This window comes from Ruegeria sp. AH12 (genome assembly GCF_056541465.1).
This window is the reverse complement of sequence record NZ_JBQFYL010000005.1, coordinates 147,384-173,488: the sequence shown is the minus strand read 5'-3', so window position 1 is coordinate 173,488 and position 26,105 is coordinate 147,384. Positions and strand designations below refer to the sequence as shown.

The window sequence follows — 26,105 nt, the reverse complement described above, 5'->3', positions numbered from 1 at the left end:
CTTGATGGATGTTCCTTCCGGGTGTCGCCCCGGGCACCTGAACTTAACATGGTGCAAAACAACCTTGGCACTCGTCTCAGGTCAAATACCTTTCGTCACTCATTAAATTTCAAATTTTGGCGATTCCAAACTGTTACTTGTTCTATCATTTTGTTTTTTGGACTTGTATCCTTTTACCAAAGCGAAGTTTGATAACGAAATCCAGTCCTGTTTTTGGAATCCTGTTTTCCACAAAGAGAGCTTACAATAGGGGCCGGTGAATGCAGAGGGGAAAAGTCGTGAAGACTTGCCTTTTTGGTGCGAACGCGTTTGGTTGCGATTTGAGTTTGGGTATTGATTAACACCATATGGAACAAGCAAAAGTTCTCATACACATTGGGTACCACAAGACCGCGACATCTGCGTTGCAAAAGCAGCTGTTCTCGGCAGCTGATGGGCCGTTTGCCACCCCGCCGGGTGAGCCAAAATATGTCTTGTCGAACAGATTCGTATTGCCGCAACCCTTAACATTTGATCCGGACGCCGTTCGTGAACAATACGCTGGATTTCTGGATACTGCCCACGGATCAGGAAAAGTCGCCGTGTTCTCGCACGAACGATTTTCTGGCTATCCGGCGACCGGCGGATTCGACAGCCCGATGATCGCCGACCGCCTGAAGAAGACATTCCCGGATGCGCATGTGCTGATCGTCTTTCGCGAACAACTGTCCAGCATCCTGTCGATGTACAGCCAATACATCACCGATGGCGGGCATAAATCGTTCAAGCGATACATCGCTCAGGTCGAACCAATGATGCGCCGCGTACCCATGTTCAGCCCGGAATTCTATCACTACCATCGCCTGTTCAAATACTATCAAGCGCTGTTCGGAGAAGATCGCGTACACGGGCTGACATATGAACAATTCGTCCGGGATTCGGACGCGTTTGTAGCGCAGCTTTGTGGTGGGTTGGGTGTTGAAGCCCCGAAACAGCAGTTCGACCGAACCAACACCAAACGGTCGCAAAGCTTTCAGGTGCTTCAGCGGGTGGTCAATCGGACGCTCAGCAGAAACCAGCTCAGCGCCGGAGCATTCGTTCCTTTGCCGAATGCATCCCGTAGATTCGGTAAGCTCAGCGGCCCGCTTAGCCGGATTTTCCCAACCGCTCTGGATACTATGATCGAACGGCGCACGGCCAAATATGCTGCTGAACAGTTTGATGGGGCCTTCGCCGAGTCCAACGCTGCTTTGCAAGAACTGACAGGGCTTGACCTTGGCCAATACGGGTATCAGATGCCTGATCGCCAGTCGACCTAACCCTATCCGCGTCCCTGAAAAAGCAAATGACCAGCACCCCAAATGCTGGTCATTTTTTCGAGTGAGTGATAGTGCCCGAAGGCGCCACCGGTATTTATCTCAGGTTGAACCTAACTTACCAAAGCTTGTAGGCTGCGGATATTAGGGGAATCCCGTAGGTTTGATGATTTTCCCAAAAAATACCGATTATCATGCTGTAAATAATTAACTATTTACTACATTCCGCATTGCTTTACGCGCAGGTCAGATGTTCACTCGGAAGATGAGTAAAGCTGTTGATCCGGTCGCAGCAGACCCATTTTGCGCAGCAGAATGGTGTTGATACGCCGGACATCAAAGACAGCCTCAGCCCGGCTGCGCGAGGCCTGCCCCATCTGCGGAATCAACTCGGGGCTTTTCAAGAAACGTGCCATGGCTTGGCTCAGCGATTGCGGATCACGCATCGGAACCACAAAACCGGTCTCAGCTTCGATCACCGGGTCGGCGCATCCAGGCGCGTTTGTTGTTACGACCGCACGCCCTGTCGACATCGCCTCGAGGATCGTGCGTGGTATTCCTTCGCGATAGGCAGATGGCAGCACAAAGACCGAACACTTTCGCAGGTAAGGTCTGACGTCATCTGTTTCGCCCAGATACTCGACCACGCCTTCTCGTTCCCACTGATCGATTTCATTCTGACCGACAGAATCCGGATTGGCATCCATAGGGCCCAGCAACTGGAACCGTGCCTGCGGGTAGTCGTGTTTCAAAAGCCTGGCAGCTTCTACGTAGTCAAAAACGCCCTTTTCCTTCAGCAGGCGCGAGATCATCAGAAAGACCGGCGGGCCGTCTGGTGGATCAGATGGCGCGTATTTATCAAGATTGACACCCGACCCCGGCACAACGCTCAGCCGCGTGCCGTGCCCGACCATGCGACGATCTTTGAACTCCTGCTCGTCAACGGTGTTATAGACCAGCAGCTCATCCACACCTCGCAAGGACAGTCGGTACATATTGGCAGACAAGGCACGGACGGCACGACGTTTCAGGCTGGTGTTCTGCGCATTGAACACATAGCCCAAGCCTGTGCACATCGCGTATTTCTGCGGAACCCCAGCCAGGCGCGCGGCCAGACAGCCATAGATGATAGGCTTCATCGTATAGGCAAAAACGGTATCTGGCGCGAAATCGGCAAAGATCTGGCGCAAGCTGCGCAGTGTTTGCAGATCCGCGATCGGGTTCATTCCGGTGCGCGCCAACGGGAAATGTACGAATTTCACTCCGATCTCGCGCAACGCTTCTTCACTGGGCGCGTGACGTTCCGGGCCGCAGGCGATCACTTCGGCGCGTATCGACAACTCGCGCAACAGATCATAGCGAAAATTGATCAGCGACGAGGTTAGATTGGCCACAACCGCAATCTTGCGCATCGGGGCGTCTTGTTCCGCTGCCATAGTATTCAAACTTTGCAACACGTCACACTCCGATCCGCAGATGTGAAGATCAGGCTGGTCCTGGTTGATTTGCTGCTGAAATAACTCACCCGGTGAAACCTTCGCTGTGTCAGTGCGCAGAATGGGCCTTAGGCCACATCGTCAATTGTTTCGTCCCACTCTGCAAGGATGTTGTCGGGGGCCAACCAGACCCTGCTTTCCAAATCCGCATCGCGCATCTTCTGCAACAGCTCAGGCGATGAGGACAGGCGCAGAACGGCCCGCGCCAAACCATCCACATCCTCGGGAGGAACCAGCAAACCGTTCTCCTCGGGCCGTATCAACTCGCGCGGGCCATAGGGACAATCGAATGAAACTAGCGGCAAACCCGTGACGGTGGCTTCGGCCAGCACATTGGGGAAACCTTCGTAACGCGATGAGAAAACCAGAATGTCGGCATTGTCCATCCATTCACCCGGCGCTGCACTGGAGCCTGGCATCGACACCACATCCCCAAGCTGCAGCCTATCCCGCTGCGCCTCCAGCGCTTTGCGCGCGGGGCCTTCGCCATAGATGGTAAGTCTTGCACCGGGATTGCCCGCCAGGATTTGCGGCATGGCATCAAGCAGCAGATCAAACCCTTTTTGGTGATCCAACCGACCTACCGCCACAAGGTTGGAAAATCCTGTGCCCAGATGTTCGCGCGCGCCGGTGGGCAAGGCGCATGGGTTTGCGATAATCCGCGCCTTACGCTGTATCGCGCGCGGCAAATCCTCACTGGCGCGCTGTGTCTGCATCACAACCGCCCGCGCCCGCCGCGCCAGCAGGTTCTGGGCGTGCCGCCAGACCGGATTGGCGGTCTGCGCGCGCGGATTGTTTCGTTCGGATATGATCACCGGGGTGGCTCGATCCAGCGTCGCAATCAAGGTCAACACGTTGATCTTGGTCAGGAAGCTGACGATGACATCTGGGGCAATCTGCTGGATGACTGATCGGATGTGGCGCAACCGATCCAATTGCCCGCCACCTGCTTGGGCGACGTGAAGCGTAACCTCGTCGGGAAACGGGAAATACGAACCACCGGGTGGCATGGTCAACCCAGCCACGTGAACCTCATCCCCACGCTCGGCACGATGCGCGGCCAAAATCGATACGATCTTCTCCGCTCCGCCAGCGCCAAAACCACCCTGAATGATAAGGATCTTCACGCGGTGTTATCCTGACATCTTCTTGCGCGGTTCTTCGGTCTCGCGCAGGGGCTGTGTCAGAGGCTGATCGCTGGGTCCCGGTCTGTTGAGTTCATGTTCGACAATAGGGCGATTCAGATCTTTGGATTGCAGGAAGATACGACCGATGTATTCCCCCAAAATACCCAGGAACATGGCGTTCAACGTCATCGATAACAGCAGCAAGATCGTGGTGGTCGCAAAACCAGCTGGCCATTCGGCACCAAAGATCAGTTTGGCGATCAGATAGCCCACCATCAGGAGGAACATCGAAAGACCGACCGTCAGGCTGATCATCGACGCCAGCCGCAGGGGCAACAACGAGTGGTTGATCAACCCATCAACGGCCAAAGACAGCATCGCCCGGAACGGAAATTTGGATTCCCCGGCGGTGCGCGCCACGCGGTCATATTCAAATCCGACCTGATTGAACCCCATGCCGCTGATCAGACCCCGAACATAGGGTGAGCGGTCATCGACCCGGCGCAGCTCATCCAGAATGCGGCGGTCGGTCAGGCGAAACTCACCCGCATTGCGCGGCAGATCATCATCGCTGATCATGTCGATCAACGCATAAAAGGCGCGCCGGGCCCAGGCCACCAATGGGCCATCCGGCAGGCTGCGGCGAATGCCGTAAACCACGTGATTGCCCTGACGCCAAAGATCCAGCATCTGCGGGATCAACTCGGGCGGATCCTGCATGTCACAGTCCAGCTGCACCGCACAGGCCCCGTTAGCCGAACGATAGGCCGTCAGGACCGACGCCTGATATCCCATGTTCCGCGCAAACCGGATGACGCGAACGCGCGGGTCCTCTTTGGCGATCTCGGACAGGAGCTCGAATGTGCGGTCTTCTGAATGATTGTCGGTGAAGATGATCTCGGGCTCATACCCGTCGAGCCCGTCAAACACCTGAATGACTCGGTCATAGGCCGTCCGCACGTTGTCTTCTTCATTATAGGCCGGGATAAGTATAGAAACGAGTGTCATGAAACCGATCCTGTCAGTGTCGCCTGCGCGCGCAAAGCCCATTCGACCGTCTGCTTCAGCCCGTCCTGCATATTGGTTTCGGGTCTCCAGTCATAGCTGGATTGCATCAGACCGGGATGGTTGATCAGATCGATCGGCACCCCGGCGGGAGAGCCAAACTGCAGCAGATCTTTAGGCGCGTTCGAGAGGCGGTGCACCATCTTGGCCACATCCCGCACCTTTGTCGCGACTCCGGTACTGATATTGACGACCGGGCCGGCGGCCTTCGGGTCAGACCCCAGCATCAACAACCCACGCACGGCGTCATCGATATAGAGCAAATCGCGCGCATCGTCGGGGCGGCCGATCTGGGCTGGTTTGTTGGTTAGCAAGCTTTCGACAAGGTAAGGCACCAGCTGCTGCCCGGTTTGACCTGGGCCATAAGTCAAGGACAAGCGCGCCGTCACTGCCGGGAATGGCAGGCGGGGCTGCAACATCTCAAGATATTTTGTGCCGGTCAGCATCGAGGCACCGTAGCTATCGCGCGGCTTTTCACACTGTGTTTCGAGATAGGGAACCGGGTTGTCCCCATATTCTGCAATCGTGCCCAAACGCACAAATGCACCCGGGGGTGTTTCACATTCCGCCGCAGCACTCAAAACCGACAGAATGCTGTCGACATTTTCCCTCAGGCTAGCGGGCGCATCACTCAGGTCCGGACCATTCGGAATACGAGTTTTTGCGGCCGCGTGGAACACCAGATCAGGCTGGGCATTGTGAAACAAAGGGGCGACTGCGGCAGTGTCGGTCAACGCTACCCGAGCCAAATGGATATTCGCAGCCACATCAGCCAACCGATCAATGCCTGATCCCGGGCGGACCAATGCGGTCACCTCATCCCCACGAGCAACGCAGGCCCGCACCAGATGCGAACCGATAAAGCCATTTGCGCCGGTGATGAGCACTCGCATCATGACTACTGCGCGCCCCGGTAATGCGAGACCGCCTCTTTCGGTTGCAGGACCGCATCGGACTTACGCCCAAGGAAAAACACGCCACTGGCCCCGTCAACACGATAGGGTTCAGGGATCAAGCGATCCAGATATTGCGCCCAAAAGACACAAAGTTTGGCAATCTTGCCCGCCGTGCGTGACCGGAACAGGCCGCGGAACAGGTAATCGACCGACCACATGAACTGCACACCGGGCCCCGCGCTGGCACCCGAGTCGATCCGATCGAATGCGCGGAACAGATAGCGGTGGCCGCTTTCGGTAAAGCGGGTAAAGTCATAGGCCCCTTCGTGGACCTGCTGCAGAAACGGGGTTTCCGCATAGATCAAGCCGCCGGGTTTGAGCACGCGATGAATCTCGGCCGCGACCTGGCGGGGGTCCAGCACATGTTCCAAAACAGCCTGAACGATCACGCCATCAAACACGTCATCCTGCATCGGGATGTCATGGGCATCGGCAACGAACTGGATGTTCGGCGACTGGTAGATGTCGAAGGCAAAGATCTGAACGCTGGGATCTTCGTAGAGCTTCCCCATCCCCTGCCCGACACTGCCACCCCCCACGATCAAAACGCGCGGGTTTGGGTTCAGTGACTTAATTTCGGACAAGAACCGATCCACATTGCGCAATGTCACCTGTTTGATGGGCGACGCCAGCCGTTTCAACAGCTTCACCGGCCCGCGATAGCTGCGCCGGTGAATCTGCGATTCAACTTCGATATCCGTGGGCTTGGGGGGCTCGATGACCGAGGTTTCATAGTTCACAAAGACCGGCACCGCGCCGTTGACAGCGCATGGACCGGTACCCTGTTTGAAATCATCCCGGATCAGATCCCGGATCGCCTCGGTCGGGGCCAGTGGCATCAGGACGCCTCCCGCGAGAGCCCGGCAACATGAGGCTGCAGGAATTCTGTCAGCTTTTCATGCATGTAGTCGATATGCGCTTGTGTCAAACCATGGTGACAGGCCAACAGAACACCCCCGCGCATCACCTCATCCGAGACCGGGTAACCCGCAGGATCGGTACGGTATTCAACACCTTTCATGGCCGGTTGCCGCAGAATGTTTCCGGTAAAGACCGGACGGGTCTGGATATCGGCGGTCTCCAAGAAGATCTGCATCTCGCGGCGCGTAAAGGGCGCCCCATCGCGGATCGTGACTGGGAAGGACAGCCAGCCTGTACGCGACCCTGGCAGCTGACGGGGCAGGATGAACCATTCTTCATATTGCTTGAAGAATTCCAGATGTGCAGCAAACGCTTTTTCACGCAGACGGATATTGTTGTCCAATTTACCCAACTGCACCAAGCCAAATGCGGCGCTGATTTCCGACGGCTCAAGGTTGAAGCCCAGAGCTTCGAACAGGAACTTGGCATCATAGTCGATGCCGTCCAGCTGCACGTTGAACCGGTTCTCAATCGCCTCGGATTCAACAAACAGGGACGAGCTGCGCCCCCAGGACCGCATCAGCAGTGCCTTGCGCGCCAGTTCTTCATCGTCAACACATAGCATCCCGCCATTGCCGGCCCCGTTGATCACGTGACTGCCATAGAAGCTGGTGGTCGAGACGTCGGAATACACGCCTGTGCTGGTGCCATCCATCTGCGCGTCCAACGTATCGGCGCTGTCTTCGATCACTTTCAGACCATGCGCATCCGCCAACTCGCGGATTTTGCGCCAGTCCGGTAGGTTGCCGATCAGCGATGGGATCATCATGGCCGACGTGTTCGGTGTGATCATCCGTTCGATTTGGTCCACATCGATATTATAGGTGCCCACTGCGGCATCCACGAATGCAGGGATCAGACCCTTGCGCACTAACGGCGCCACAGTCGTCGCAAATGTCAGCGCAGGCGTAATGACTTCACTACCTTCCGGCAGGTCCAGAATCTCAACCGCCAGATAATTTGCGGACGAGCCTGAGTTTGTCATGATGCCATGGTTCTTGGCAAAAAGCTTGGCAACCTTAGCCTGCATCTCGCGCACCTTGGGGCCCATTTGGGTCGATGTTTTCAGAACCTCGACAACGGCGTCGATCTCTTCCTGGCCATGGACGGTTTGCCCGTAGTTCACTCTCATAAAAGGCACTCCTTAAAAATATGCAGTTTACTGTGCGGCGACTGGGGTCGCGTCATGTGTTTCAGATGTTGTCAGGGTTTCGAAGTATTCGATCTGTGTCGCGGTGACCTGTGCCATGTTCTTCCCCGCAGCATGGGCTTTATACCAATCTGCGGTCAGGTTGATGGCCCCTTGCAGCGTCAACTGAGGACGCCAGTTCAGGCGCGTTTGAGCCATGGTGCTGTCCAGTCGCAGGATACCGGCCTCGTGCGGCGCATCGGTGATCTGATCGGGGAAGCTGAACATAGGTGCTCCATCGCCCCAGGCACGCTGGATCATGTCAGCCAACTGGCGCACATCTACGGTGCTTGAGACATCCGGGCCGAAATTCCACGCCCCGGCATAGGGCGCACCGTCTGTCAGCATCTTTTCGGCAACGCGCAGATAGCCTGAAACAGGCTCCAGAACATGCTGCCACGGGCGCACGCTGGCGGGGTTGCGGATGACAACCGGCTCGCCCTTGGCCCAGGCGCGAATGATATCGGGGACCAGACGATCCTCGCCCCAATCACCGCCACCAAACACGTTTCCGGCGCGCACGGTTGCAAGTTGCGGGCCGCTCGGATCGGAAAAGAAGGAATGCGCATAGGACTGGGCCACAAGCTCGGTTGCGGCCTTGGATGCGCTATAGGGGTCTTTTCCACCCAGCGGATCGTTTTCACGATAGCCCCAGACCCACTCGCGATTGTCATAGCATTTGTCACTGGTGATCACGATCACCGCCTTCAGCGACGGCATCTTGCGCGCAAGTTCCAGCACATTGGCCGTGCCCTGCACATTGGTGGCAAAGGTCTCTGCCGGTTCCCGGTAGGATTTGCGCACCAGCGGTTGGGCCGCCATGTGGAACAGAACCTCGGCATCGACCCCGTCCAGCGTTTCGGCCAGAGCATCAGGCTCGCGGATATCGGCAAACCGGCTGTCGGTGGCCTGAGCCAGATCGCAGCTGTCATAGAAGCACGGGCCAGACTCGGGTGGCAGCGACAATCCCGTCACCTGCGCGCCCAGCCGTTGCAGCCACAACGACATCCAGCCGCCCTTGAACCCGCTATGGCCGGTCACAAGGACACGGCGGCCATTGAACTGGCCGCCGAACATCTGATGCTGATGTGCAGTCATTTTACCCTCAGATTGCAACCGGGTATTCGGCCGAAGATTGATCACCGAACTGCATCCAGGGCGGCGTTTCCTCTTCGCTTAGCGCGTTCAGCGCATTGCGGTCACGGATCGTGTCCATCGGATGCCAGAACCCATCATGACGATAGGCCATAAGCTCTCCGTCCCGGGCCATTTGCGACAGAGGCGACTGTTCCAGCGGCTCGGTATCGTCGACCATATAGTCCAAAACACCCGGTTCAAACACGAAGTACCCGCCATTGATCCAGGTCTCGCGGCGGCGCACTTTTTCGGTGAACGCATCCACCCGGTCACCCTTAAGTTCGATGTTGCCGAACCGCGCAGGCGGCTGCACGGCTGTGACAGTTGCCAGCTTACCGTGGGATTTGTGGAAGTCGATCAACGCGTTGATATCGATATTGCCCAGACCGTCCGAATAGGTGCACATGAATGTCTCACCCGGGTCCAGCCATTCTTTCAGGCGACGAATACGCCCGCTGGTCATGGTGTGCGCGCCGGTGTCAACAACCGACACATTCCAACCACCCGGTGCCGACGGCACCAGTTTCAGCTCACCTGTATCCAGAGCAACCGAAATGTTGTTTGCGATCAGGTGGTAATTGGCAAAAAACTGTTTCAACAGAAGGGCTTTGTACCCTGCGGCAACAACAAAATCACGGTGGCCGAAATGGCTGTAGATATCCATGACGCGCGCGATAATCGGGCGGCCTCCAACCTCAACCATTGGCTTCGGAATCGCGACCGTTTCTTCGGCCAAACGCGATCCCAATCCTCCTGCCAGAAGTACTGTTTTCATCTTTGCTACTCCCTCAAAATACCTTTAACTAAATTTCAATGTTACGTCGGGGTTAAGGCGGATTGCCCATTGTTGCTCGGGCGGGGTGGGTGGTGCATGCGTTCAATCTGCCACTCCCGCGCGCTTGGAGTATATCACACCTTTTCCATAGCGGTTATTTAACCCGTCTTTTGGCACCGCAGCGTAGCCATTTGTTTGCGCATATCGCAACAATGGCGCCTCAAGTGTGGAATCATATCCCAAAAGGAAAGCGGAGGGCGGATTGGAATCAAACAGAGCAATCAGATCATCTGCGCCGGCCATAACATAGTGCTGCGCCAGTTCCGGGTCTGTGTAGGGCTCGATGCGATAAGCGAAGGGGCCAGTGGCCAGTTCAGCGTAGACCGGCAGGTGGACTTCGAGTGGATAAAGCGGCATCAGCGTCGCGACCGGACCATCCGGGATCTCACTGTCTGCGACCACGTCCTGCAAGGCTTGAGCGCCTTTTGCGATGCGGGCGGTCGTAAAGCTGTCTGGCTTCGCAAGATTCAGCAGCCCGGGCGCAAGTCTCGGTGCTCCCAGCAGCACCATCAATGCGAAACCCGCCGCGCAGAGAGGTGCAATAGCCGTACGTTTTTCAGTGGGAACAAGGCGATAGATCAAAGCCCCCAAAAGGGGAACAACAATCAGCGGCTGGATATAATACTGAGGAAAACCGGGAGTCGGCGCAAAGCTGAACAGTGCCGTTATGCCCAGCAGCGCCAGAACCAGTATGATCTGACCTGTTCCATGCCCCAGACGCAAAACACTGGCGCCAGCCAGTGCGGCAACGAAGAACACAGCCATCAATCCGACCAAAGCCGCACCCCCGAACCAGGTTGCATAGGCCAGCAGGACCTTGCCACCGATCCCCATGGCCAGCCCAGGCTCGGACGAAGCATTCGCCTGCCAATAGGCCACATGCGGGCCGGTGTGAAATTTCAGTATATGCGCCAGAAAATCCGAAGGGCCAGATGCCAGATACCAGAACAAGGGAATGGCCCCAATCAAACCGCCGATAAGCACTGGTAGAACGACCCCGCGCAGACGAGCTGCTAGCCGCAGATGCCAGGGCAGCAGGAACGCGGCGATCGCTACCGGTGGGATGAACATCGCAGCACTGACCTTCATGCCCGCCGCAATTGACAAGCAGAGACCAGACAATACCAACCAAAGGAATCCCGGACGATCCTTTAGAGTCTGAACAATGAACAGGCCAAGCCCCCATACGGCGAAAGGCAAAGGCAGTAAGTTGTTGCTTGCGGCCATCCCCGCCTGAGCTTGCAGCGTTTCGTTGACCACAAGCGCCACAACAAAGAATACCGCCAGAAGGCGTGAGCCGGAAATCCTCCAGGTCGCCCAGCCGATGCCCGAGGCTAGTAGCAACCAGGCAAAGAACTGTCCGAAACGAGCCGAGGCCAGAAGGCCCTCGCCCCCGAACAGCAAGTAGAACCCCCTGTAATACCAAGCAGAATTGGGAACATGGTTATAGAAGAAATCGCTGTAGAGGCTCCAATAGCCCAAAAGTTCAGCTGGGGGCACGAACATCAGTTCGTCCCGACGCAGGCCATACCCCATGATACGCCCGTAGAGCGCCGCAAACAGGACAACCAAAACGCCAATCGTTACAACCCGCATCAATAGGCTACCACCAGAGCGCATTGTTGCATGGATCTCCGGATCAACGCTCAGGCCAGGGTCAACGGAATGGGTCATTGCTCACCTTTCTGCGGGTTAGGACGCAAAGCACGTGAGATCAGAACATATGACAAAACAACAGTCGGCCCCAGTGCAATGGCCTGCGCCAGATAAGCATCAAACCCGAGCTGTAGCAAAGCCCACAGCAGTGCTGCGTTAAACGCATAGACAATGACATAGGACACGGCGTAATGCGGCAGCCGCCCATAGCCCTGTACGTAGAACACGAAACGACCATGGACCTGAAAGTTCCAAAGAACCCCGACTATGAACTGGATGGCAAGCGCTACCTGAGGGTGAGCGCCGAACCAGACCAGTATCGAAAATACGGCATATCCAAACAGCGTGTTGATCACACCGGCCCCGATAAACCGCAGGATCCGATCCCACCCGTGCCGGGAGGGAGTGATCACGCCAGATTGACTCAGTTCTGACATCTTATGAAACGCTCGTAAGAGCCCTTAGTTACTCGTAACACACACGGCTTGGGTCAAAGCCGACACAACAATAACTTCAAACAATAGCTTTAGCGGCCACCGACGGTTTCCAAAGCATCGGAGTTTGCAAAGGCACCGACCATCTTCTCGGTCGGGATCGCGGTGATCTTCGACTTGGTCCGAGGTTTGATCAGATCCTTTGTTTCAATCGGACGCAGCCCGTTGACGCCATAACCTGGCACCAGCTCTTTCAGCAGCTTTTTGACGCCCAGATCGTCGCCATCCAGTGCAGCCTGTTCCAGCTTGAGGATCATAGCACGCAGACGTGCCACCGAGACACCTTCGGGGATCGCCGACGCGACACCCGGGATGCCGCTTTCGCGATGCTCTTCGGTCACATCAAACAGCTCCTCATACAGCTTTTCGCCTTTGCGAATACCGATGAACTTGATGTCGATGTCCTTGTAAGGAACCAGCCCCGCCAGACGGATCATACGCTCGGCCAGATCAACGATTTTCACCGGGCGACCCATGTCCAGAACAAAGATTTCGCCGTGGCTGTTTTCCAGATTCAATCCTTTGGCCGCCGCAACCAGCGTCAACTGGACGGCCTCACGAATGGTCATGAAATAGCGTTCCATCTTCGGGTCAGTGACCGTCAGAGGGCCGCCTTCCGAAATCTGGCGCTGGAACAGCGGGATCAGCGAACCCGACGAGCCCAGAACGTTACCAAACCGGACCGAGAAGAAGCGTGTGGCCTCATCAGTGCCGTTGGTTACACGGTCCTGCGCCTGAGCGTAGAATTCCGCAACACGCTTGGTTGCACCCATGACGCTGGTGCTGTTCACGGCCTTGTCGGTCGAAACCTGCACCATCGCAATGGCACCTACATTGCGCGCAGCATCGGCGACGTTACGCGTCCCGATCACGTTGGTCAAAACGCCTTCGCACGGGTTCAGCTCGACCATTGGTACGTGCTTCAACGCAGCCGCATTAAACACCAGCTCGGGACGATGACGTTGGAAGATCTTGTTCACACGGTCAGCGCTGCGAATATCGGCAACATAGATGCGGCGCGAAACTTCGGGGAAGTTCTGGCTCAGGTCCATGTCGATCGAATAAGCATTGTATTCCGTGTTTTCGATCATGACGATTTCCGCCGGCTCGAACGAGGCGATCTGGCGGGTCAGTTCGCTACCGATTGAACCACCGGCACCAGTGATCAGGACACGACGATCCTTAAACATCTCGCGCAGCATCGAACGCTCAACCGCCTTTTGTGGGCGATCCAAGATGTCTTCGGGGTTCACGGTCCGGATACCGTTGCTTTCAGTGCCCAGCTCTTCCAAACCGGTCAGGCGCGACACTGTAATGCTGTTGGCTTCAGCCCAGCGGGTCAGTTTGCGGATACCATCGCTTTCGAAATGGGTGACCGGCTCGGTCAGCAGAATACGCTGAGGCAGGTTGTCATCAAACTTCAACCGCTCGATCACCGCGTCTGCATCCAGCAGCGAGCCGATGATCTTCACGTCGTGGAAGTACAGGCCTTGCGTGTTGCGGGCGTCATCGATGATGCCAACGGGTTCATATTTGGATTCCGTGTTGCGCAGCGAACGGACAAACAGATCGCTGCTGGCACCGGTGCCAACAAGGATCACCGGGATTTTGCCATTGTCACTTGCGGTGCAGCCCTGAACCTTGCGCTTGAACTCGGTGCTGCGGGCAATGATGCGCAGGCTGCCCAGTGCAGGCACAATCAGGAAGAACTGAATGACATAGACGGCAAACGGCACATGCGAAGTAACTGCAGCCGCCATGCCGAACAGGGCCAGGGTTGCGACACAGAAGAACGACGCGCGCACGATCAGCGCCACATCACGCAGCGACGTGGACCGGGTGTGACGCTTATAAATGCCCGACATCGGTAGGATCGCCAGCGCGATCAGGCAGGACATCAGAACCAATGGGATCAGTGCCGCAGACGCCGCCGCGGGCAATGCGCCCCCGTTAGCCAGCACCACAGCCATAACAACGGAAATAGCCGAGGCGACAACATCGCCAATCGCCAAGCGACGGTTTGCGCTCAGCTCAATAAGTTTTTGCTTCAATGTGGATCCGATATCACCCAATTTCAGATCGGGTTCGATCGCAGTATCTTTAACAGATCCATTCTTGAGCTTAACCAACTCACGCTCATACATACTCAGTACTCCGGCGTATAAATTGCCCACTACTACCCGACCTAGCTGGACAGATCGAAAACAGTCGATCAGCCGTCAAAGCCGCACTCACACGCCAGCAGAAACCACTTGCCGGCAAGTTTGATTATTTTTGTAAGGTCCCCCTAGACCGGCTCAGGTTTGAAAATCATCAGACCCTTCGCCACAACCCTTTCTCACTCGTACGAACCAAACTACAATGTTCAGCGGCCAACATGGCCACTAAGGTTTCAATATGATTAAAATCTAACATAGCCAACACCAGAGCAAAATGCTTTTTTCACGTTTCCGGCATCGTTTGACCAAAGAAATGCCCTATTTCCCAATGTTCGCACAGCATTCGGTCTGTTTGAGAACTTTTTGTAAACATCTGAACGAACAAGACGCGCCCCACGATTTGGCGTCTTTGTTTCCAGACCGGAAACGCAATGTGACCTATGACACATAACAAAGCTCAATTGATTCGAGCCATTTCAAGCGGTTTGGCACTGTCCCAGGCCTCGGTGATTCCGGGTTCACTCTCTGCGATCTTGGTCATGTCCTCGCTATAGAACTCGGCAAGGCGGCGCGACAGATCTTCTGACAGCGGTGGATACTGTACCTGACGGGCAACCACATTGCGCAAAGACCGAACCGGCCAGGTGTGACGTACAGGATCAATGACAGAACGAACTGGCCCCAAGAACTTACGCAGTGGCAATGGCACCATCGCCGCGTTCTTGTCTTTAACCTTTTTCTTAACCGGCGCTTCCAGTTTTCCGGACAGGCTGAGATGTGCACGAACCTTTTCCAGGTTCCCAGTTGGATTGCGGCGAATATCCTCATAGGCCAGCAATAGGATTTGCTCGGCCGGGAACAGATCATAGAATCGCGCCAAATGATGCGCATAACGCCCATCGGACAGGAATCGTTGGTCCGCCGCATGCGCGGGATTCAGGTAGTCTTCGATACGGTCCGTAACCTCTCCACGGCGGAACAGCATGCAATAATCCGAATATGCGCGCTGTACCGGATCACGCATTTGCAGGATCAGCCGCGCATTCGGAGCAACATCCCGAATACGCTGCGCGGCCTCGGGCACTGTCAGATAAGAGTTCGACTTCTCGCCGACCAACAGCGCCTGTTCACATCCATCGAACTGATCACGATACCAAGCCAATCCTTTGTCGTATTCTCTTGAAAAGAAATGCAGCTCGGGTCCTGGCATATAGATGGCCGGCGTTTGTGTCAGCGAATGCTGCAACCACGTGGTCGCACATTTCGCAGCACCTATGATCAGAAAATCGACCGGTCTGTCAGCGGGCAATGTCATGATGAAACTCGTTAACTAAATTCCCTGGGGCCGAGGCCCACTTAGTTTCTATACTCAATTCGACGTAATAACCGTTTTCCTGACAACCTCGATTGTATCCCCCGGTTGCACCGGATCGGTTCCCTTTACACGCTGCGTTTGCGTATTACCCCCACGGGTAACAATAAACTCAATGGTTGTCTCGCTGGCGATGTCATCCTCGCTCAGATACCCGGCGGCAGCCAGTTCACCATGCAGGGTCGACGCGGTTTGCAACCGGGTCTTCAGCGACGCCAGTTGGCTTTCAACCTCATTCAGTTTCACCAATGCATCTGAACGCGCCGTGTCATCCAGTTGCAACTCATCTCGCTGTGCACGGTTGAGATCCTGCCGCGCGACCAGCAACGCAACCTCCTGATCCAGACGCTTCGACTCCAGATCGTTCAGCGCGTTGGTCATCGCGGTAACTCGGTTCGACGCAGTCAGCCCTTTTTCCCTAAGAGAGTTCAGATTCTCCAGTTCTTTCGATACGTTAGCAATCTGCGTGTCACGCAATTCAAGCTGCTGTGTCAGGCTTTCGATCTGTTCTTTAAGAAGCGCTTGCAGGTCCCTGATCCGTTCGCCCTGCCCTTCGCGTGCGGCCAATGTTGCCTGAAGGATTTCGCCCTCCAGCCCTTCGGGCGCGTTTGCCAGATCAGCGCCTTCGTCATCGCCTTCTAGAACGGTCAGATCCGCAATCAGCCGCTGGCGCTGCTGTTCCAGCTCATCAATCTGCGTTGCCAACAGGCGAATCTCGCCACCCATGCGCAGCACCTGAATGTCATTGCCGGTTGCCAGTTGAATCGGCGGGCGGATTGGCCCTCCGGCCAGCGCCAGAATCTGTTGCGCGGTCATACCCACGTGGAAATCATAGGCGCCCGGGGAATTCACGTCGCCGAGGACATAGACCGGCAGATGGCCAATCACCTCCAGCGCGATGCGCGGCGGTTCGACCATGCCGATCTGGCGGCGGAATTTCAGCTCTAGCGCCGCTGCCAGCTCAGCCGGGGTGTGACCCTCTGCCTCGACCTGGCCTACAAGCGGAATCATCAGATCACCGTCACCGGTTATGGTGTATTCGCCGGTTACACCGGTCCAGCTTAGGTAAGTTGTGGACTCCGCATCCCAGCGCATCGCCTTCAAAGACAGCCTATCCTGCGGCAGCAGGCGATATCCCTCGGCCCAAACGGCGCTCGCCGCCAGAGTGAACATCACCAACATCACTTTGAAACAGGTTTTCAAACCTCTGTCTCCCAACTCACTAACTCTACGATCTGTACTACAAACCAAACTGGTGGTTCTGTGATCTTCGATACACAAGAAACGCAAGCTTTGTTAGCTGTACGTCAAAAAATCTCCGGGCCCGGTTCAAACCTGCACAAGCCCACGTCATCAAGCTAAGCACTCCTGTATTGCGTGACAAGAGAAACGGCCCATCGTCGCGGCTATCCTGTTCCTCGCCCCAAATCCGAAACAATGCTCCGCTAGCAGCCAAACCGTTGACGAAACCAGCTGCGATGTCGGCGTTAAATTCCCAACATTCTTCACAACCGGCACGATTCGATCAAAGCGCCGCAGACTTCTTGCAAAACACATCCAATTCGAACAGATTGAGGCGGTCTCTGCCCAGGCGATTTAGTCATTGCCGCTGGCGTGTGATTTGTTTGTTGATTTCAAGTGTTGCGGCGCGCCGCGTGTGTTCTGAGTTGGATTGAACTGTGAATAGAGTACCCGAAATTCTGCTCTGCATCCTGTTGGGTCTTATCTCTCTGCCCTTCTTTCTTGTCGCATGTCTGATTGTTGCAACCTCTGTCGGGTTGCCATTGATGTTTTCACAGCGCCGCTGTGGTCTGGGCGGGCGCGAGTTCAATCTGTTCAAACTCCGCTCGATGTCCGAAGCACGTGGCCCGGACGGCGCGTTGTTGCCAGATGATCAAAGACAGACCCGCGCGACCGCCCTGATCCGTCGCTTGCGTTTGGATGAAATTCCGCAATTGCTGCTGATCCTGCGCGGCCACATGGCTCTGGTAGGTCCGCGCCCCCTGCTTCCCGAGACCATCGAAAGCTTTGGGCCCGAAGGGCAGTACCGCTGTTCGGTTCGGCCCGGGCTGACTGGTTGGGCGCAAGTGAGTGGAAACACAAATCTCAGCAATTCCGAAAAGCTCAGCCTTGATCTGTGGTATGTGGCGCATCGGTCTCTGGCACTTGATCTGCGGATCATGGCGGAAACCGTCGGTGTCGCGTTGCGTGGCGAGAATCGTCGCACAGACCGGATTAAGGCCGCCGCGGATTGGTTGCAGCAGCATCCGCCACAAAAATCTTCGTTCCAGGGGTCGCCCGCATGAAAACTGTATTTGTCGGGGCTGTCGAAACCTCCCACGCTGCGCTGGTCTCAATTTGTGCTGCGGGGCATGCGCCCGATCTGGTTATGACATTGCCGCCTCATCTGTCGCATCGGCATTCCGATTTTGTCGATCTCAGCGTCGTGGCCAATCGCTATGGCGTACCCGTTGAGTATATCGAGAAGACCAACGCACCCGAGACCATCGCGCAGATCGAGGCCCTGAAGCCCGACCTGATTATGGTCATCGGTTGGTCGCAGATCTGCGGCCCGGCCTTCCGGGCAATCCCCAAGCTGGGGTGCATCGGTTTTCACCCCTCGGCCTTGCCTAAGCTGCGCGGACGTGGAGTAATACCCTGGACCGTGTTGCTGCGAGAACGAAACGTCGGATCGTCCCTGTTCTGGCTCGGCGAAGGTGCGGATGATGGGCCCATTGCGGCTCAGGCGCGCTATGCCGTTGATCCGAACAGCGTCACCGCGCGCGAGCTTTATGATCGCTCTTTGCGCGCCATCTCGGGGCTGCTGCCCCCGTTGCTTGAGCAGATTGTCTTGGGGGATATCCCGCGCGAACCTCAGCCCACCACCGGGATCAGCATTTGCGCGCGTCGTCGGCCCGAAGATGGCTTGATTGACTGGACGCGTTCGGCTGAAGAGATCGAATGCCTGATCCGTGCCTCGGGCCCGCCCTATCCGGGAGCGTTCACGCAGGGCTCTGACGGTCGGCAGATTGTCATTACAAAGGCCAAATTCTCGGAACCTGACGGGTACTATGTCGGCCTGCCCGGTCAGGTGCAGGACATTGATGGCCAAAACTTCACCGTCGCCTGCGGGGATGGGCGGTGCCTTGATATTCTGGAATGGTCCGGGGCGGATATTCCCCCGGCCATACATTCGAAATTAGGAAAAACGTCATGATAACCACCGATCTCATCAGCGCCGGGGCCGGACCTGCCCTGGTCATCGCCCCTCACCCCGATGACGAGGTGCTGGGCGCAGGTGGTACTATCGCCCGGCTTGCAGATGCGGGCCGCGAAGTGCACGTGGTTGTGGTGACGCGTGCAAAGCCGCCGAAATTCCGGGATGAGGATACCGAGATCACCCGGGCCGAGGCGCGCAAATCTCATGACTATCTGGGCGTGACACAGACGCACTGGTTTGATTTCACCGCGGCTGAGCTATCAGAACAACCGCATTCGGATCTGAATGGCGCGTTGGGCAAGCTGGTGCGTGATCTCGGAGCCGACCTGATCCTTGCGCCGCATCCGGGCGATATTCACATGGATCACCAGCTGACATTTCTGTCCAGCCTTGTGGCGAGCCGCCCGCATCAGGACAAGTACCCGGCGACTATCGCAGCCTATGAGACATTGTCCGAGACCAACTGGAACGCGCCATATCTGACGCCGCCCTTTGTTCCGAATATCTTTGTCGATATCTCGGACACGCTGGAACGCAAGCTGAAAGCCTTTGCGATGTTCGAAAGCCAGGCAAAGCAAGCCCCGCACGAACGCTCGGTCGACAGTTTGCGCGCGTTGGCGACCCTACGCGGTGCAACCGTCCACCGGCACGCGGCCGAGGGGTTTGTTCTGGTCCGAACCGTGGTCTGACAGGAGAGTTCGAAATGGCATCTTGGCCCATCTACGATCAGGAACAGATAGACGCGGTCAGCCGGGTTCTAGCGTCGGGCAAAGTCAACGCCTGGACCGGACCGGATGTGTGCGCGTTCGAAGACGAATACCGTGCGTATACTGGTTCTGTCCACGCCATTGCCATGGCCAACGGCACCGTGACGCTGGACGCGGCCCTGCACGTGCTGGATCTTGAACCCGGGGACGAAGTGATTGTCACCCCGCGCAGTTTTATCGCCTCGGCCAGTTCCGTGATGCTGGCGGGTGGAGTACCGGTCTTCGCGGATGTCGATCCGGTCACCCAGAACATCACCGCCGAAACCATCGCGCCGCTGATCACGTCGCGCACGCGCGGGATCATACCGGTACATCTGGGCGGCTGGCCTTGCGATATGGATGCGATCATGGATTTGGCGCAAGCGCATGATCTATGGGTGATCGAAGATTGCGCGCAGGCCCATGGTGCGATGATCGGCGACCGCCACGTGGGCACCATCGGCACGTTCGGATCGTTCTCGTTCTGCCAAGACAAGATCATGACCACGGGCGGTGAAGGTGGTTTGCTGACCACGAATGACCACGAACTCTGGTCGCGGGTCTGGAGCTACAAGGATCATGGCAAGGGTTACGATACGGTGTTTAACACCGATCATCCGCCGGGGTTCCGCTGGCTGCACGATTCCGGGCCCGGCACAAACCTGCGTATGACCGGTCCATCGGCGGCTTTGGGCCGCGTTCAGTTGCAAAGGCTGAATGATTGGCGCGCCCATCGCACGGCCAATGCCCGGATACTGGGCGAAGCTTTGACCACCTGCCCCGCGTTCATGGTGCCAAACCCACCGGACAACGTGACCCATGCCTATTACCGGTTCTACGCCTTCGTGCGCCCGCAGGCCCTGGCCTCGGGCTGGTCGCGCGACCGCATCATTTCCGAGATCTCGCAGGCGGGGTTCCCCGCCTTCTCAGGCAGTTGCTCTGAAATCTACCTTGAAGATACGTTCCGCAAACATGGGCTCGGCCCCGCTGAACGCCTGCCGGTTGCGCGCGAGCTGGGCGAGACTAGTCTGGCGCTTCTGGTCGATCCCGGCTGGTCGCAAAAAGACATCGCGCGTCTTGCACAGGTCATCGTTGACGTAGGCAATCAGGCCCTGGCAGGGCAAAAGGCGGGATAAATGATCCTGCACGTGGTCACTGATTTCTCGACCCAGGGCGGAGCGCAAGCGATGCTCGCCCGGTTGTTGTCACATTCCGGCGAACGCGCAGTTGTGGTGGCGCTGACTGAAGTGTCCGATCGGTGCCGCGCGATGGCAGGGAATGAAAAGGTCGAGTATATCTCGCTGCGGGCTCGGTCGCCTTTGTCTTTTCCCCGCGCCATCTGGCAGATTGCGTGTTTAATCCGGACCCACAAACCCGATGTGGTGCTGTGCTGGATGTATCACGCCATGGTTGTTGGCCTGATCGCGCAGGTTTTATCGCTACGCCATGTACCGGTGATCTGGACCGTGCGGCAGGCTTTGGACGATCCGGCGGCCTTTACCCGCAGCACCCGGATCGCCGTGCGCCTTTCACAAAAACTATCGCGGTATTGCGATGGGATCATCTACAACTCGACCCGCGCGTTGGAACAACACGGCAAATACGGATTTGCACAAAGCAATGCCTCGGTCGTGCCGAACGGTTTTCTTTTGCCTGACGCGCCAACCCCCAGACCTGGCCCAGCGCGAGTGGTTGGACTGGCTGCACGGTTTCATCCCCAGAAGGATTTTGAGACATTTTTCCGCGCCTTCGCAATCGCGCGCCAAACCATACCGAATCTGACGGCCCGGTTGGCCGGGGATGGGGTGACAGCCGAGAACAAAGCCCTAAGCGCCCTGATGGCCGAGGCCGGCGTGCCCGAGGGTAGCGTAACGCTATGCGGCGATCTGCACGACATGACCGCGTTCTACGACAGCATTGATCTGCTGGTCCTGTCCTCGCGCACCGAAGGCTTTCCCAATGTCATTGCCGAGGCGATGAGCTATGGCCGTCCGGTTGTGACCACCGATGTGGGTGACGCAGCCAAGATCGCTGGTGATATCGGCTATGTTGTAGCAGCCCGTGATGCCGAGGGGCTTGGACAGGCCTTGACAGATGCCGCGAACTGGAGCGTGGATACTTACGCGCAACGCAGTGCGGAAGCCCGAGAGCGCATCGCCTCGCAATATTCACTTGCCGCGATTGCTGCGTCTTATGATGCGGTTTTGTTTGGCAACATACCAAAACCCGGGACGTCGACCGCCCCGCATACCGGATAGGAAAACAGGGCCATGTGCGGCATTGCCGGATATCTTGCATTCAACCCAATCGGTCGTGAAGCAGGCACCGCCGCGCTGAAACAGATGTGTGACAGCATCGCGCATCGTGGCCCCGATGCGGATGGCATGTTCGTAGACCCTGAAACGGGCGTGGCCCTGGGGCATCGCCGTCTGGCCATTGTCGACCTGTCTGAGACCGGCGCGCAACCCATGAGTTCGCCTAGCGGTCGCTACTGCATTGTATACAATGGGGAAATCTATGGGTTCCTCGACCTGCGGCAGAAGCTGACTGATCTGGGCGTGACGTTCCGGGGCACCTCCGACACCGAAGTTTTGCTGGCCTCGATGGATCAGTGGGGCATACGTAGAACTCTGGAACTGGCCCATGGTATGTTCGCCTTTGCGGTGTTTGATCGGCAACAGAACCGGGTTGTCTTTGCGCGGGATCGGCTGGGTAAGAAACCGCTCTATCTGGGCGTGAAAGGCGGCCATCTGCTGTTTGGCTCTGAGCTCAAAGCCCTGCGCGCCCATGCGGCTTTTGGCACGCCCGAGGTCGACCGCCGCGCGCAGGAACAATATGCGCGCTATGCCTTTATCCCGGCCCCTCTGACGATCTACCGCGACGTGATGAAACTGCCAGCGGGCACGATGGTCGAGGTTCAGCTGGATGCACCCCCATCCTCGGCCGAGGATCTGGTGGCAGGGCTGCACAGGTTCTGGGACTTGCGGGATCGGGTCGAGAGTTCTCGGGCTGATCGTTACACAGATGAGGCGCAAGCACTGGCAGGCATCGAAGACGCGCTGATGTCGGCAGTGGGCGAGCGTATGGTGGCTGATGTGACCGTCGGCACATTCTTGTCCGGTGGCATCGACTCCAGCCTGATCACTGCGATGATGCAGCAGCAATCCGAGCGCAAAGTCACCAGCTTCACCGTTCGTTTCGACCATGACGCGACAAACGAGGCCGATCACGCAGCCGCTATCGCAAAACATCTGGGTACCGACCATCACGAGGTCACCGCGACGCCCGAGATGGCGTTTGATCTGCTGCAGACGCTGCCACAGGTCTATGATGAACCCTTCGCCGACCCGTCAGCCTTTCCGACGCTACTGGTATCGCAACTGGCCAGCGAAAAGCTTAAAGTGGTGATGTCAGGGGACGGCGGAGACGAGTCGTTCGGCGGTTATGAACGCTATGCCCGCATGATGGCGATGGAACGGATCAGTGCGAAACTGCCCGGTCCAGCAGCCTCGGTTCTGGCGGCGTCTCCTGCGCCTGTGACGCAGGCAGCCGCAACACTTCTGAAACCGTTGGCCCCGGCCTCGATGCGGGATCAGATCACGCCGGATCGCCTGTCCAAAGTCGCCGCGATTGCCCGCCATCCGGACTTCCGCAGCCGCTATGATGCGCTGTTTACTCTGTGGACTCCTCCATCTGCATCCGATCAGGGCCTGTTCCGATCACATTCGTTGCCGCATGGGCTCGGCCCGGTGGATACGATGATGCTGTTGGATTCCGAGCTCTATCTGCCCGAGAGCATTCTGGTCAAAGCCGACCGTGCTTCGATGTCTGTCGGACTTGAGATCCGCGCACCGTTGCTGGATTACCGCGTGGTCGAGGCCGCGTGGCGCGCGCCGGATACGCTCCGATATAACGGAAAATCAGGCAAAGTCGCCCTGCGCCGCCTGTTGGACAGACGTGTGCCGAAAGCGTTGTATGACCGGCCAAAACAGGGCTTTGGCATCCCGCTTAACGATTGGTTGCGGGGACCGTTGAAATCCGTTGCCAATGATGTCTTTACGTCAAACAATGGTACTTTCGATGCGATCGACCGGGCGCAGCTGAACAAACGCTGGTCCGAGCATCTGTCTGGCAGTCGCAACTGGGGCCCGCATTTGTGGGTGGTGCTGATGTACCATTTCTGGCAGCAGGAATGGATGGCCTAAGGCACTTCCAGTTTTTTGAAGCATCACGTCATCACCAATGTCCCGAGAGCGCGAAGCGCGGCAGAGCATTGGTGATTCCACATAAACTGGAAGCGCTTCAAGACAGCGGGTCGCCTGCCAGAACACTCAGATATTCCTCAAGGTTTGACCAGCCGTCGCTATCGCGGTCTTTCCAGCCATCGCTGCGGTCATCCGGGTCCAGGCCTTCACGAGCCTCTTCCCAGTCATCCGGTAACCCGTCCAGATCGCGGTCATTCAGAGCTGATATCTCGGGCAAGTCAGGCCAGCCTCCGGCCTCATCCGGGTGATCGATCCTGCGCCCGTCACAGCCCCTGACGTTTTCGATGATTGACTGATCCAGACTGTCCAATTCCTTATCCGGCCCGGAACGCGCCCCGACATTATTCAACACATGCTCCAAAACACCCGAGACAGGTTCGGGCGTGACCGACAGCGGGAACGCGGGGCTTGAGACAATATTGGGCCGGGCCGCAACATCAACGACGCGCCCCTGTTTCGACCTGTCGCACAGCAGGTCCAGCCGATTGTCCAGATAGAGGTTATCGTCGGCAAAAACCTCTAGCTTGTTGTTTGGTTCGACCGGAAACACCTCGATCGCGGCGGGGCGCGGGCGGTTTCGTGTACTCGGCCCGGGCAGGATCACGTTGCCCACATAGTTGATCCATGTGTCGCCATAGAGGTTCCGAAATTCACCAAATTGCGAGGACGCATCATAAAACACGTTGTTCACGATATCGACGGGGCCCAGTGCGGTCGACGAGACGTCCGGATTGCGATCACGGTTATGGGCAAACAGGTTCCCCGTAAGGGTGATCCGCCCACAATCCGAGACAGCCCCATCCTTGGAACAAATCAAGGCGCCTTTAGAATGGCGCCGCTCTGTATGGCTCGATTTGTCCAGACCATAGGCCAGGATGGTGTTGGCGATGGTGATATCATGGCTGGCATAGCGTTCGCTGCCGATCCCGAGGTTCTCATCAACGCCAAACGCGACCGAGACATGGTCAACATAAACATCCGTGCTGCTTTCAATGCCCAGCCCATCAACACTCGGCGAGGGTTTCTTGCTCGGGCCCGGACGGAATTTCATGAAGCGCAGCAAGACATTATGTGAATCGTACACCATCAGCGGTGACGACTGCACTTTCCCCAAGCGCAGCTGTATCCCCTGCCCCGGCGCAGTTTGCCCGGCGATATAGGTATTGGGCGAAACACGAAGTTGTTTGTCGACAACGATGGTGCCAGACACGGCAAACACACAGACCCGCCCTACACCCGGATGCTGCACGCATTCCCTTAGGCTGCCGCGTCCGGAATCGGCCAAAGTGGTCACGTAGTACACGCTGCCGCCGCGCCATCCGTTGGCGTATTTTCCGTATCCGACGGCACCGGGAAACGCGATCTGTCCCCTGTCAGAATCATCTGCCATCGCACCGGTCGCAATTGGCAACGTCACTACAAGCAGACTCAGGAGTGCGAAGTAAAAACTGCGGAAAATATGCATGCTGGACCTAATCATGTCGAAACCGAAATACGAAACACAAGGGATTGTTCAACCCTCCGGAACAGACCCTAGCGCAGCTTGTCGGGTAAGACACCCCAAACCTGTCGCATCGGCGCTTTCCGGCAAAGAATTGATCGAATTGAAAAACTCCCGTCCCTTCGCTGTAACTTCATTGCGTTTCCAAACCAACCGGGACGCAAGTTCGAGGATTCCAGGCTTTCCCTTTCACCTCGTATCGGTGCAGGATATGGACAAGAATTTTGAGCGGAGCCAGCACGTGATTTCGAATGAGACCTACCGGCATATGCTGACCTTCGCGGTCGTAGGGTCCCTGGCCTTCGTCGTAGACGCAGGGGTGTTTACGGCCTTGAATACGCTTGGCGCTGGCACGTTTTTGTCGCGCTGCCTATCCATCCTGACGTCTGTGACCTTCACCTGGTATCTGAACCGTACGTTTACGTTTAAAACCCAAACCTCACCCAGTTTCATCGAATTTCTCAGCTATCTGGGCGGTATGCAGTTGGGCCTGATCACCAACTTCACCACGTTCTTTGTCGTGCTCTATATCTCAGAATTTGCGAATACCTATCCGATCATCGCGCTGGCGATTGCGACACTTGCCGGGATGACGATCAACTTTCTGATTTCAAGAAAGATTTTGCAGAAATAGTCAGACCGCTATAAAACTCAGGTATTGCCACGCGAGT

22 protein-coding genes are annotated in these 26,105 nt (G+C 56.8%); 8 read left to right on the top strand and 14 right to left on the bottom strand.

Annotated elements, in window-relative coordinates; translation table 11 throughout:
- Nucleotides 1-347: 347 nt before the first annotated feature.
- A complete protein-coding gene (locus tag ACR0EL_RS11005) occupies nucleotides 348-1,298 on the top strand; it encodes a sulfotransferase (RefSeq protein ID WP_480499910.1) in 951 nt (316 codons plus the stop codon).
- Nucleotides 1,299-1,549: 251 nt separating this feature from the next.
- Here ACR0EL_RS11005 and ACR0EL_RS11000 read toward each other — a convergent pair whose 3' ends face one another.
- The 13 genes from ACR0EL_RS11000 to ACR0EL_RS10940 all read right to left on the bottom strand — a co-directional run bounded on the left by ACR0EL_RS11000 (nucleotide 1,550) and on the right by ACR0EL_RS10940 (nucleotide 16,905).
- Nucleotides 1,550-2,707: a glycosyltransferase family 4 protein gene (locus ACR0EL_RS11000; RefSeq protein WP_480499909.1), complete on the bottom strand. Its 1,158-nt coding sequence runs from the start codon at nucleotides 2,705-2,707 to the stop codon at nucleotides 1,550-1,552.
- Between the two features lie 152 nt (nucleotides 2,708-2,859).
- Nucleotides 2,860-3,918, bottom strand: coding sequence for a glycosyltransferase family 4 protein (locus ACR0EL_RS10995; RefSeq protein ID WP_480499907.1), 1,059 nt, complete (start codon nucleotides 3,916-3,918; stop codon nucleotides 2,860-2,862).
- 6 nt (nucleotides 3,919-3,924) lie between these two features.
- A complete protein-coding gene (locus tag ACR0EL_RS10990; protein ID WP_480499905.1) occupies nucleotides 3,925-4,926 on the bottom strand; it encodes a glycosyltransferase family 2 protein in 1,002 nt (333 codons plus the stop codon).
- A complete protein-coding gene (locus tag ACR0EL_RS10985) occupies nucleotides 4,923-5,879 on the bottom strand; it encodes an NAD-dependent epimerase/dehydratase family protein (RefSeq protein ID WP_480499904.1) in 957 nt (318 codons plus the stop codon). Before ACR0EL_RS10985 ends, ACR0EL_RS10990 begins: the two co-directional genes overlap by 4 nt.
- Nucleotides 5,880-5,881: 2 nt before the next feature.
- Nucleotides 5,882-6,778 (bottom strand): class I SAM-dependent methyltransferase, encoded by an 897-nt coding sequence (locus tag ACR0EL_RS10980; protein ID WP_480499903.1) that lies wholly within the window; start codon nucleotides 6,776-6,778, stop codon nucleotides 5,882-5,884.
- A complete protein-coding gene (locus ACR0EL_RS10975) occupies nucleotides 6,778-7,992 on the bottom strand; it encodes a DegT/DnrJ/EryC1/StrS family aminotransferase (RefSeq protein ID WP_480499902.1) in 1,215 nt (404 codons plus the stop codon). The genes ACR0EL_RS10980 and ACR0EL_RS10975 overlap by 1 nt, the downstream gene beginning before the upstream one ends.
- A gap of 27 nt (nucleotides 7,993-8,019) precedes the next feature.
- Nucleotides 8,020-9,147: a CDP-glucose 4,6-dehydratase gene (gene rfbG / locus ACR0EL_RS10970; RefSeq protein ID WP_480499901.1), complete on the bottom strand. Its 1,128-nt coding sequence runs from the start codon at nucleotides 9,145-9,147 to the stop codon at nucleotides 8,020-8,022.
- A 7-nt stretch (nucleotides 9,148-9,154) separates the two neighbouring features.
- Nucleotides 9,155-9,961 (bottom strand): glucose-1-phosphate cytidylyltransferase, encoded by an 807-nt coding sequence (rfbF, locus tag ACR0EL_RS10965; RefSeq protein WP_170534903.1) that lies wholly within the window; start codon nucleotides 9,959-9,961, stop codon nucleotides 9,155-9,157.
- A 102-nt stretch (nucleotides 9,962-10,063) separates the two neighbouring features.
- Nucleotides 10,064-11,695 (bottom strand): hypothetical protein, encoded by a 1,632-nt coding sequence (locus ACR0EL_RS10960; RefSeq protein ID WP_480499900.1) that lies wholly within the window; start codon nucleotides 11,693-11,695, stop codon nucleotides 10,064-10,066.
- Nucleotides 11,692-12,114 (bottom strand): GtrA family protein, encoded by a 423-nt coding sequence (locus ACR0EL_RS10955; protein ID WP_480499898.1) that lies wholly within the window; start codon nucleotides 12,112-12,114, stop codon nucleotides 11,692-11,694. The genes ACR0EL_RS10960 and ACR0EL_RS10955 overlap by 4 nt, the downstream gene beginning before the upstream one ends.
- Nucleotides 12,115-12,203: 89 nt before the next feature.
- Nucleotides 12,204-14,315 carry a polysaccharide biosynthesis protein gene (locus ACR0EL_RS10950; RefSeq protein ID WP_480499897.1) on the bottom strand — a complete coding sequence of 704 codons (2,112 nt, stop codon included), beginning with the start codon at nucleotides 14,313-14,315 and terminating at the stop codon, nucleotides 12,204-12,206.
- 472 nt (nucleotides 14,316-14,787) lie between these two features.
- Nucleotides 14,788-15,645, bottom strand: coding sequence for a sulfotransferase family protein (locus ACR0EL_RS10945; RefSeq protein WP_480499896.1), 858 nt, complete (start codon nucleotides 15,643-15,645; stop codon nucleotides 14,788-14,790).
- A gap of 54 nt (nucleotides 15,646-15,699) precedes the next feature.
- Nucleotides 15,700-16,905, bottom strand: a complete 1,206-nt coding sequence (locus ACR0EL_RS10940) for a polysaccharide biosynthesis/export family protein (RefSeq protein WP_480499895.1) — start codon at nucleotides 16,903-16,905, stop codon at nucleotides 15,700-15,702.
- 476 nt (nucleotides 16,906-17,381) lie between these two features.
- Between ACR0EL_RS10940 and ACR0EL_RS10935 the strand changes: the two genes are divergently transcribed.
- The 6 genes from ACR0EL_RS10935 to asnB are packed head-to-tail and all read left to right on the top strand — an operon-like array spanning nucleotide 17,382 to nucleotide 23,873.
- Complete coding sequence (locus ACR0EL_RS10935) at nucleotides 17,382-18,008, top strand: sugar transferase (protein WP_480499894.1); 627 nt, start codon at nucleotides 17,382-17,384, stop codon at nucleotides 18,006-18,008.
- Complete coding sequence (locus ACR0EL_RS10930) at nucleotides 18,005-18,919, top strand: methionyl-tRNA formyltransferase (protein ID WP_480499893.1); 915 nt, start codon at nucleotides 18,005-18,007, stop codon at nucleotides 18,917-18,919. Before ACR0EL_RS10935 ends, ACR0EL_RS10930 begins: the two co-directional genes overlap by 4 nt.
- Nucleotides 18,916-19,611 carry a PIG-L deacetylase family protein gene (locus tag ACR0EL_RS10925; RefSeq protein ID WP_480499892.1) on the top strand — a complete coding sequence of 232 codons (696 nt, stop codon included), beginning with the start codon at nucleotides 18,916-18,918 and terminating at the stop codon, nucleotides 19,609-19,611. The genes ACR0EL_RS10930 and ACR0EL_RS10925 overlap by 4 nt, the downstream gene beginning before the upstream one ends.
- A gap of 14 nt (nucleotides 19,612-19,625) precedes the next feature.
- On the top strand, nucleotides 19,626-20,804 hold the full coding sequence (locus ACR0EL_RS10920; RefSeq protein WP_480499891.1) for a DegT/DnrJ/EryC1/StrS family aminotransferase: 1,179 nt from the start codon (nucleotides 19,626-19,628) through the stop codon (nucleotides 20,802-20,804).
- Nucleotides 20,805-21,926 carry a glycosyltransferase gene (locus ACR0EL_RS10915; protein WP_480499890.1) on the top strand — a complete coding sequence of 374 codons (1,122 nt, stop codon included), beginning with the start codon at nucleotides 20,805-20,807 and terminating at the stop codon, nucleotides 21,924-21,926.
- Between the two features lie 12 nt (nucleotides 21,927-21,938).
- Nucleotides 21,939-23,873: an asparagine synthase (glutamine-hydrolyzing) gene (gene asnB / locus ACR0EL_RS10910; RefSeq protein WP_480499889.1), complete on the top strand. Its 1,935-nt coding sequence runs from the start codon at nucleotides 21,939-21,941 to the stop codon at nucleotides 23,871-23,873.
- 97 nt (nucleotides 23,874-23,970) lie between these two features.
- Here asnB and ACR0EL_RS10905 read toward each other — a convergent pair whose 3' ends face one another.
- The gene (locus tag ACR0EL_RS10905) at nucleotides 23,971-25,323 is read right to left on the bottom strand and encodes a pectate lyase family protein (RefSeq protein ID WP_480499888.1); all 1,353 of its coding nucleotides are present in this window, start codon (nucleotides 25,321-25,323) and stop codon (nucleotides 23,971-23,973) included.
- Between the two features lie 322 nt (nucleotides 25,324-25,645).
- On the opposite strand from ACR0EL_RS10905, the gene ACR0EL_RS10900 reads away from it, so the two are divergent.
- The gene (locus ACR0EL_RS10900) at nucleotides 25,646-26,068 is read left to right on the top strand and encodes a GtrA family protein (protein WP_480499887.1); all 423 of its coding nucleotides are present in this window, start codon (nucleotides 25,646-25,648) and stop codon (nucleotides 26,066-26,068) included.
- The last annotated feature ends 37 nt before the right edge of the window (nucleotides 26,069-26,105 follow it).

Bases quoted from the DNA above. Each gene is read 5' to 3' on its own strand.
- ACR0EL_RS10950 (WP_480499897.1), bottom strand. From the start codon at position 14,315: ATGTATGAGCGTGAGTTGGTTAAGCTCAAGAATGGATCTGTTAAAGAT.
- ACR0EL_RS10955 (WP_480499898.1), bottom strand. From the start codon at position 12,114: ATGTCAGAACTGAGTCAATCTGGCGTGATCACTCCCTCCCGGCACGGG.
- ACR0EL_RS10960 (WP_480499900.1), bottom strand. From the start codon at position 11,695: ATGACCCATTCCGTTGACCCTGGCCTGAGCGTTGATCCGGAGATCCAT.
- ACR0EL_RS10930 (WP_480499893.1), top strand. From the start codon at position 18,005: ATGAAAACTGTATTTGTCGGGGCTGTCGAAACCTCCCACGCTGCGCTG.
- ACR0EL_RS10920 (WP_480499891.1), top strand. From the start codon at position 19,626: ATGGCATCTTGGCCCATCTACGATCAGGAACAGATAGACGCGGTCAGC.
- ACR0EL_RS10990 (WP_480499905.1), bottom strand. From the start codon at position 4,926: ATGACACTCGTTTCTATACTTATCCCGGCCTATAATGAAGAAGACAAC.
- ACR0EL_RS11005 (WP_480499910.1), top strand. From the start codon at position 348: ATGGAACAAGCAAAAGTTCTCATACACATTGGGTACCACAAGACCGCG.
- ACR0EL_RS10980 (WP_480499903.1), bottom strand. From the start codon at position 6,778: ATGCCACTGGCCCCGACCGAGGCGATCCGGGATCTGATCCGGGATGAT.
- ACR0EL_RS10975 (WP_480499902.1), bottom strand. From the start codon at position 7,992: ATGAGAGTGAACTACGGGCAAACCGTCCATGGCCAGGAAGAGATCGAC.
- ACR0EL_RS10915 (WP_480499890.1), top strand. From the start codon at position 20,805: ATGATCCTGCACGTGGTCACTGATTTCTCGACCCAGGGCGGAGCGCAA.
- ACR0EL_RS10900 (WP_480499887.1), top strand. From the start codon at position 25,646: ATGGACAAGAATTTTGAGCGGAGCCAGCACGTGATTTCGAATGAGACC.
- asnB (WP_480499889.1), top strand. From the start codon at position 21,939: ATGTGCGGCATTGCCGGATATCTTGCATTCAACCCAATCGGTCGTGAA.
- ACR0EL_RS10945 (WP_480499896.1), bottom strand. From the start codon at position 15,645: ATGACATTGCCCGCTGACAGACCGGTCGATTTTCTGATCATAGGTGCT.
- rfbF (WP_170534903.1), bottom strand. From the start codon at position 9,961: ATGAAAACAGTACTTCTGGCAGGAGGATTGGGATCGCGTTTGGCCGAA.
- ACR0EL_RS10905 (WP_480499888.1), bottom strand. From the start codon at position 25,323: ATGGCAGATGATTCTGACAGGGGACAGATCGCGTTTCCCGGTGCCGTC.
- ACR0EL_RS11000 (WP_480499909.1), bottom strand. From the start codon at position 2,707: ATGCGCAAGATTGCGGTTGTGGCCAATCTAACCTCGTCGCTGATCAAT.
- ACR0EL_RS10925 (WP_480499892.1), top strand. From the start codon at position 18,916: ATGATAACCACCGATCTCATCAGCGCCGGGGCCGGACCTGCCCTGGTC.
- rfbG (WP_480499901.1), bottom strand. From the start codon at position 9,147: ATGACTGCACATCAGCATCAGATGTTCGGCGGCCAGTTCAATGGCCGC.
- ACR0EL_RS10985 (WP_480499904.1), bottom strand. From the start codon at position 5,879: ATGATGCGAGTGCTCATCACCGGCGCAAATGGCTTTATCGGTTCGCAT.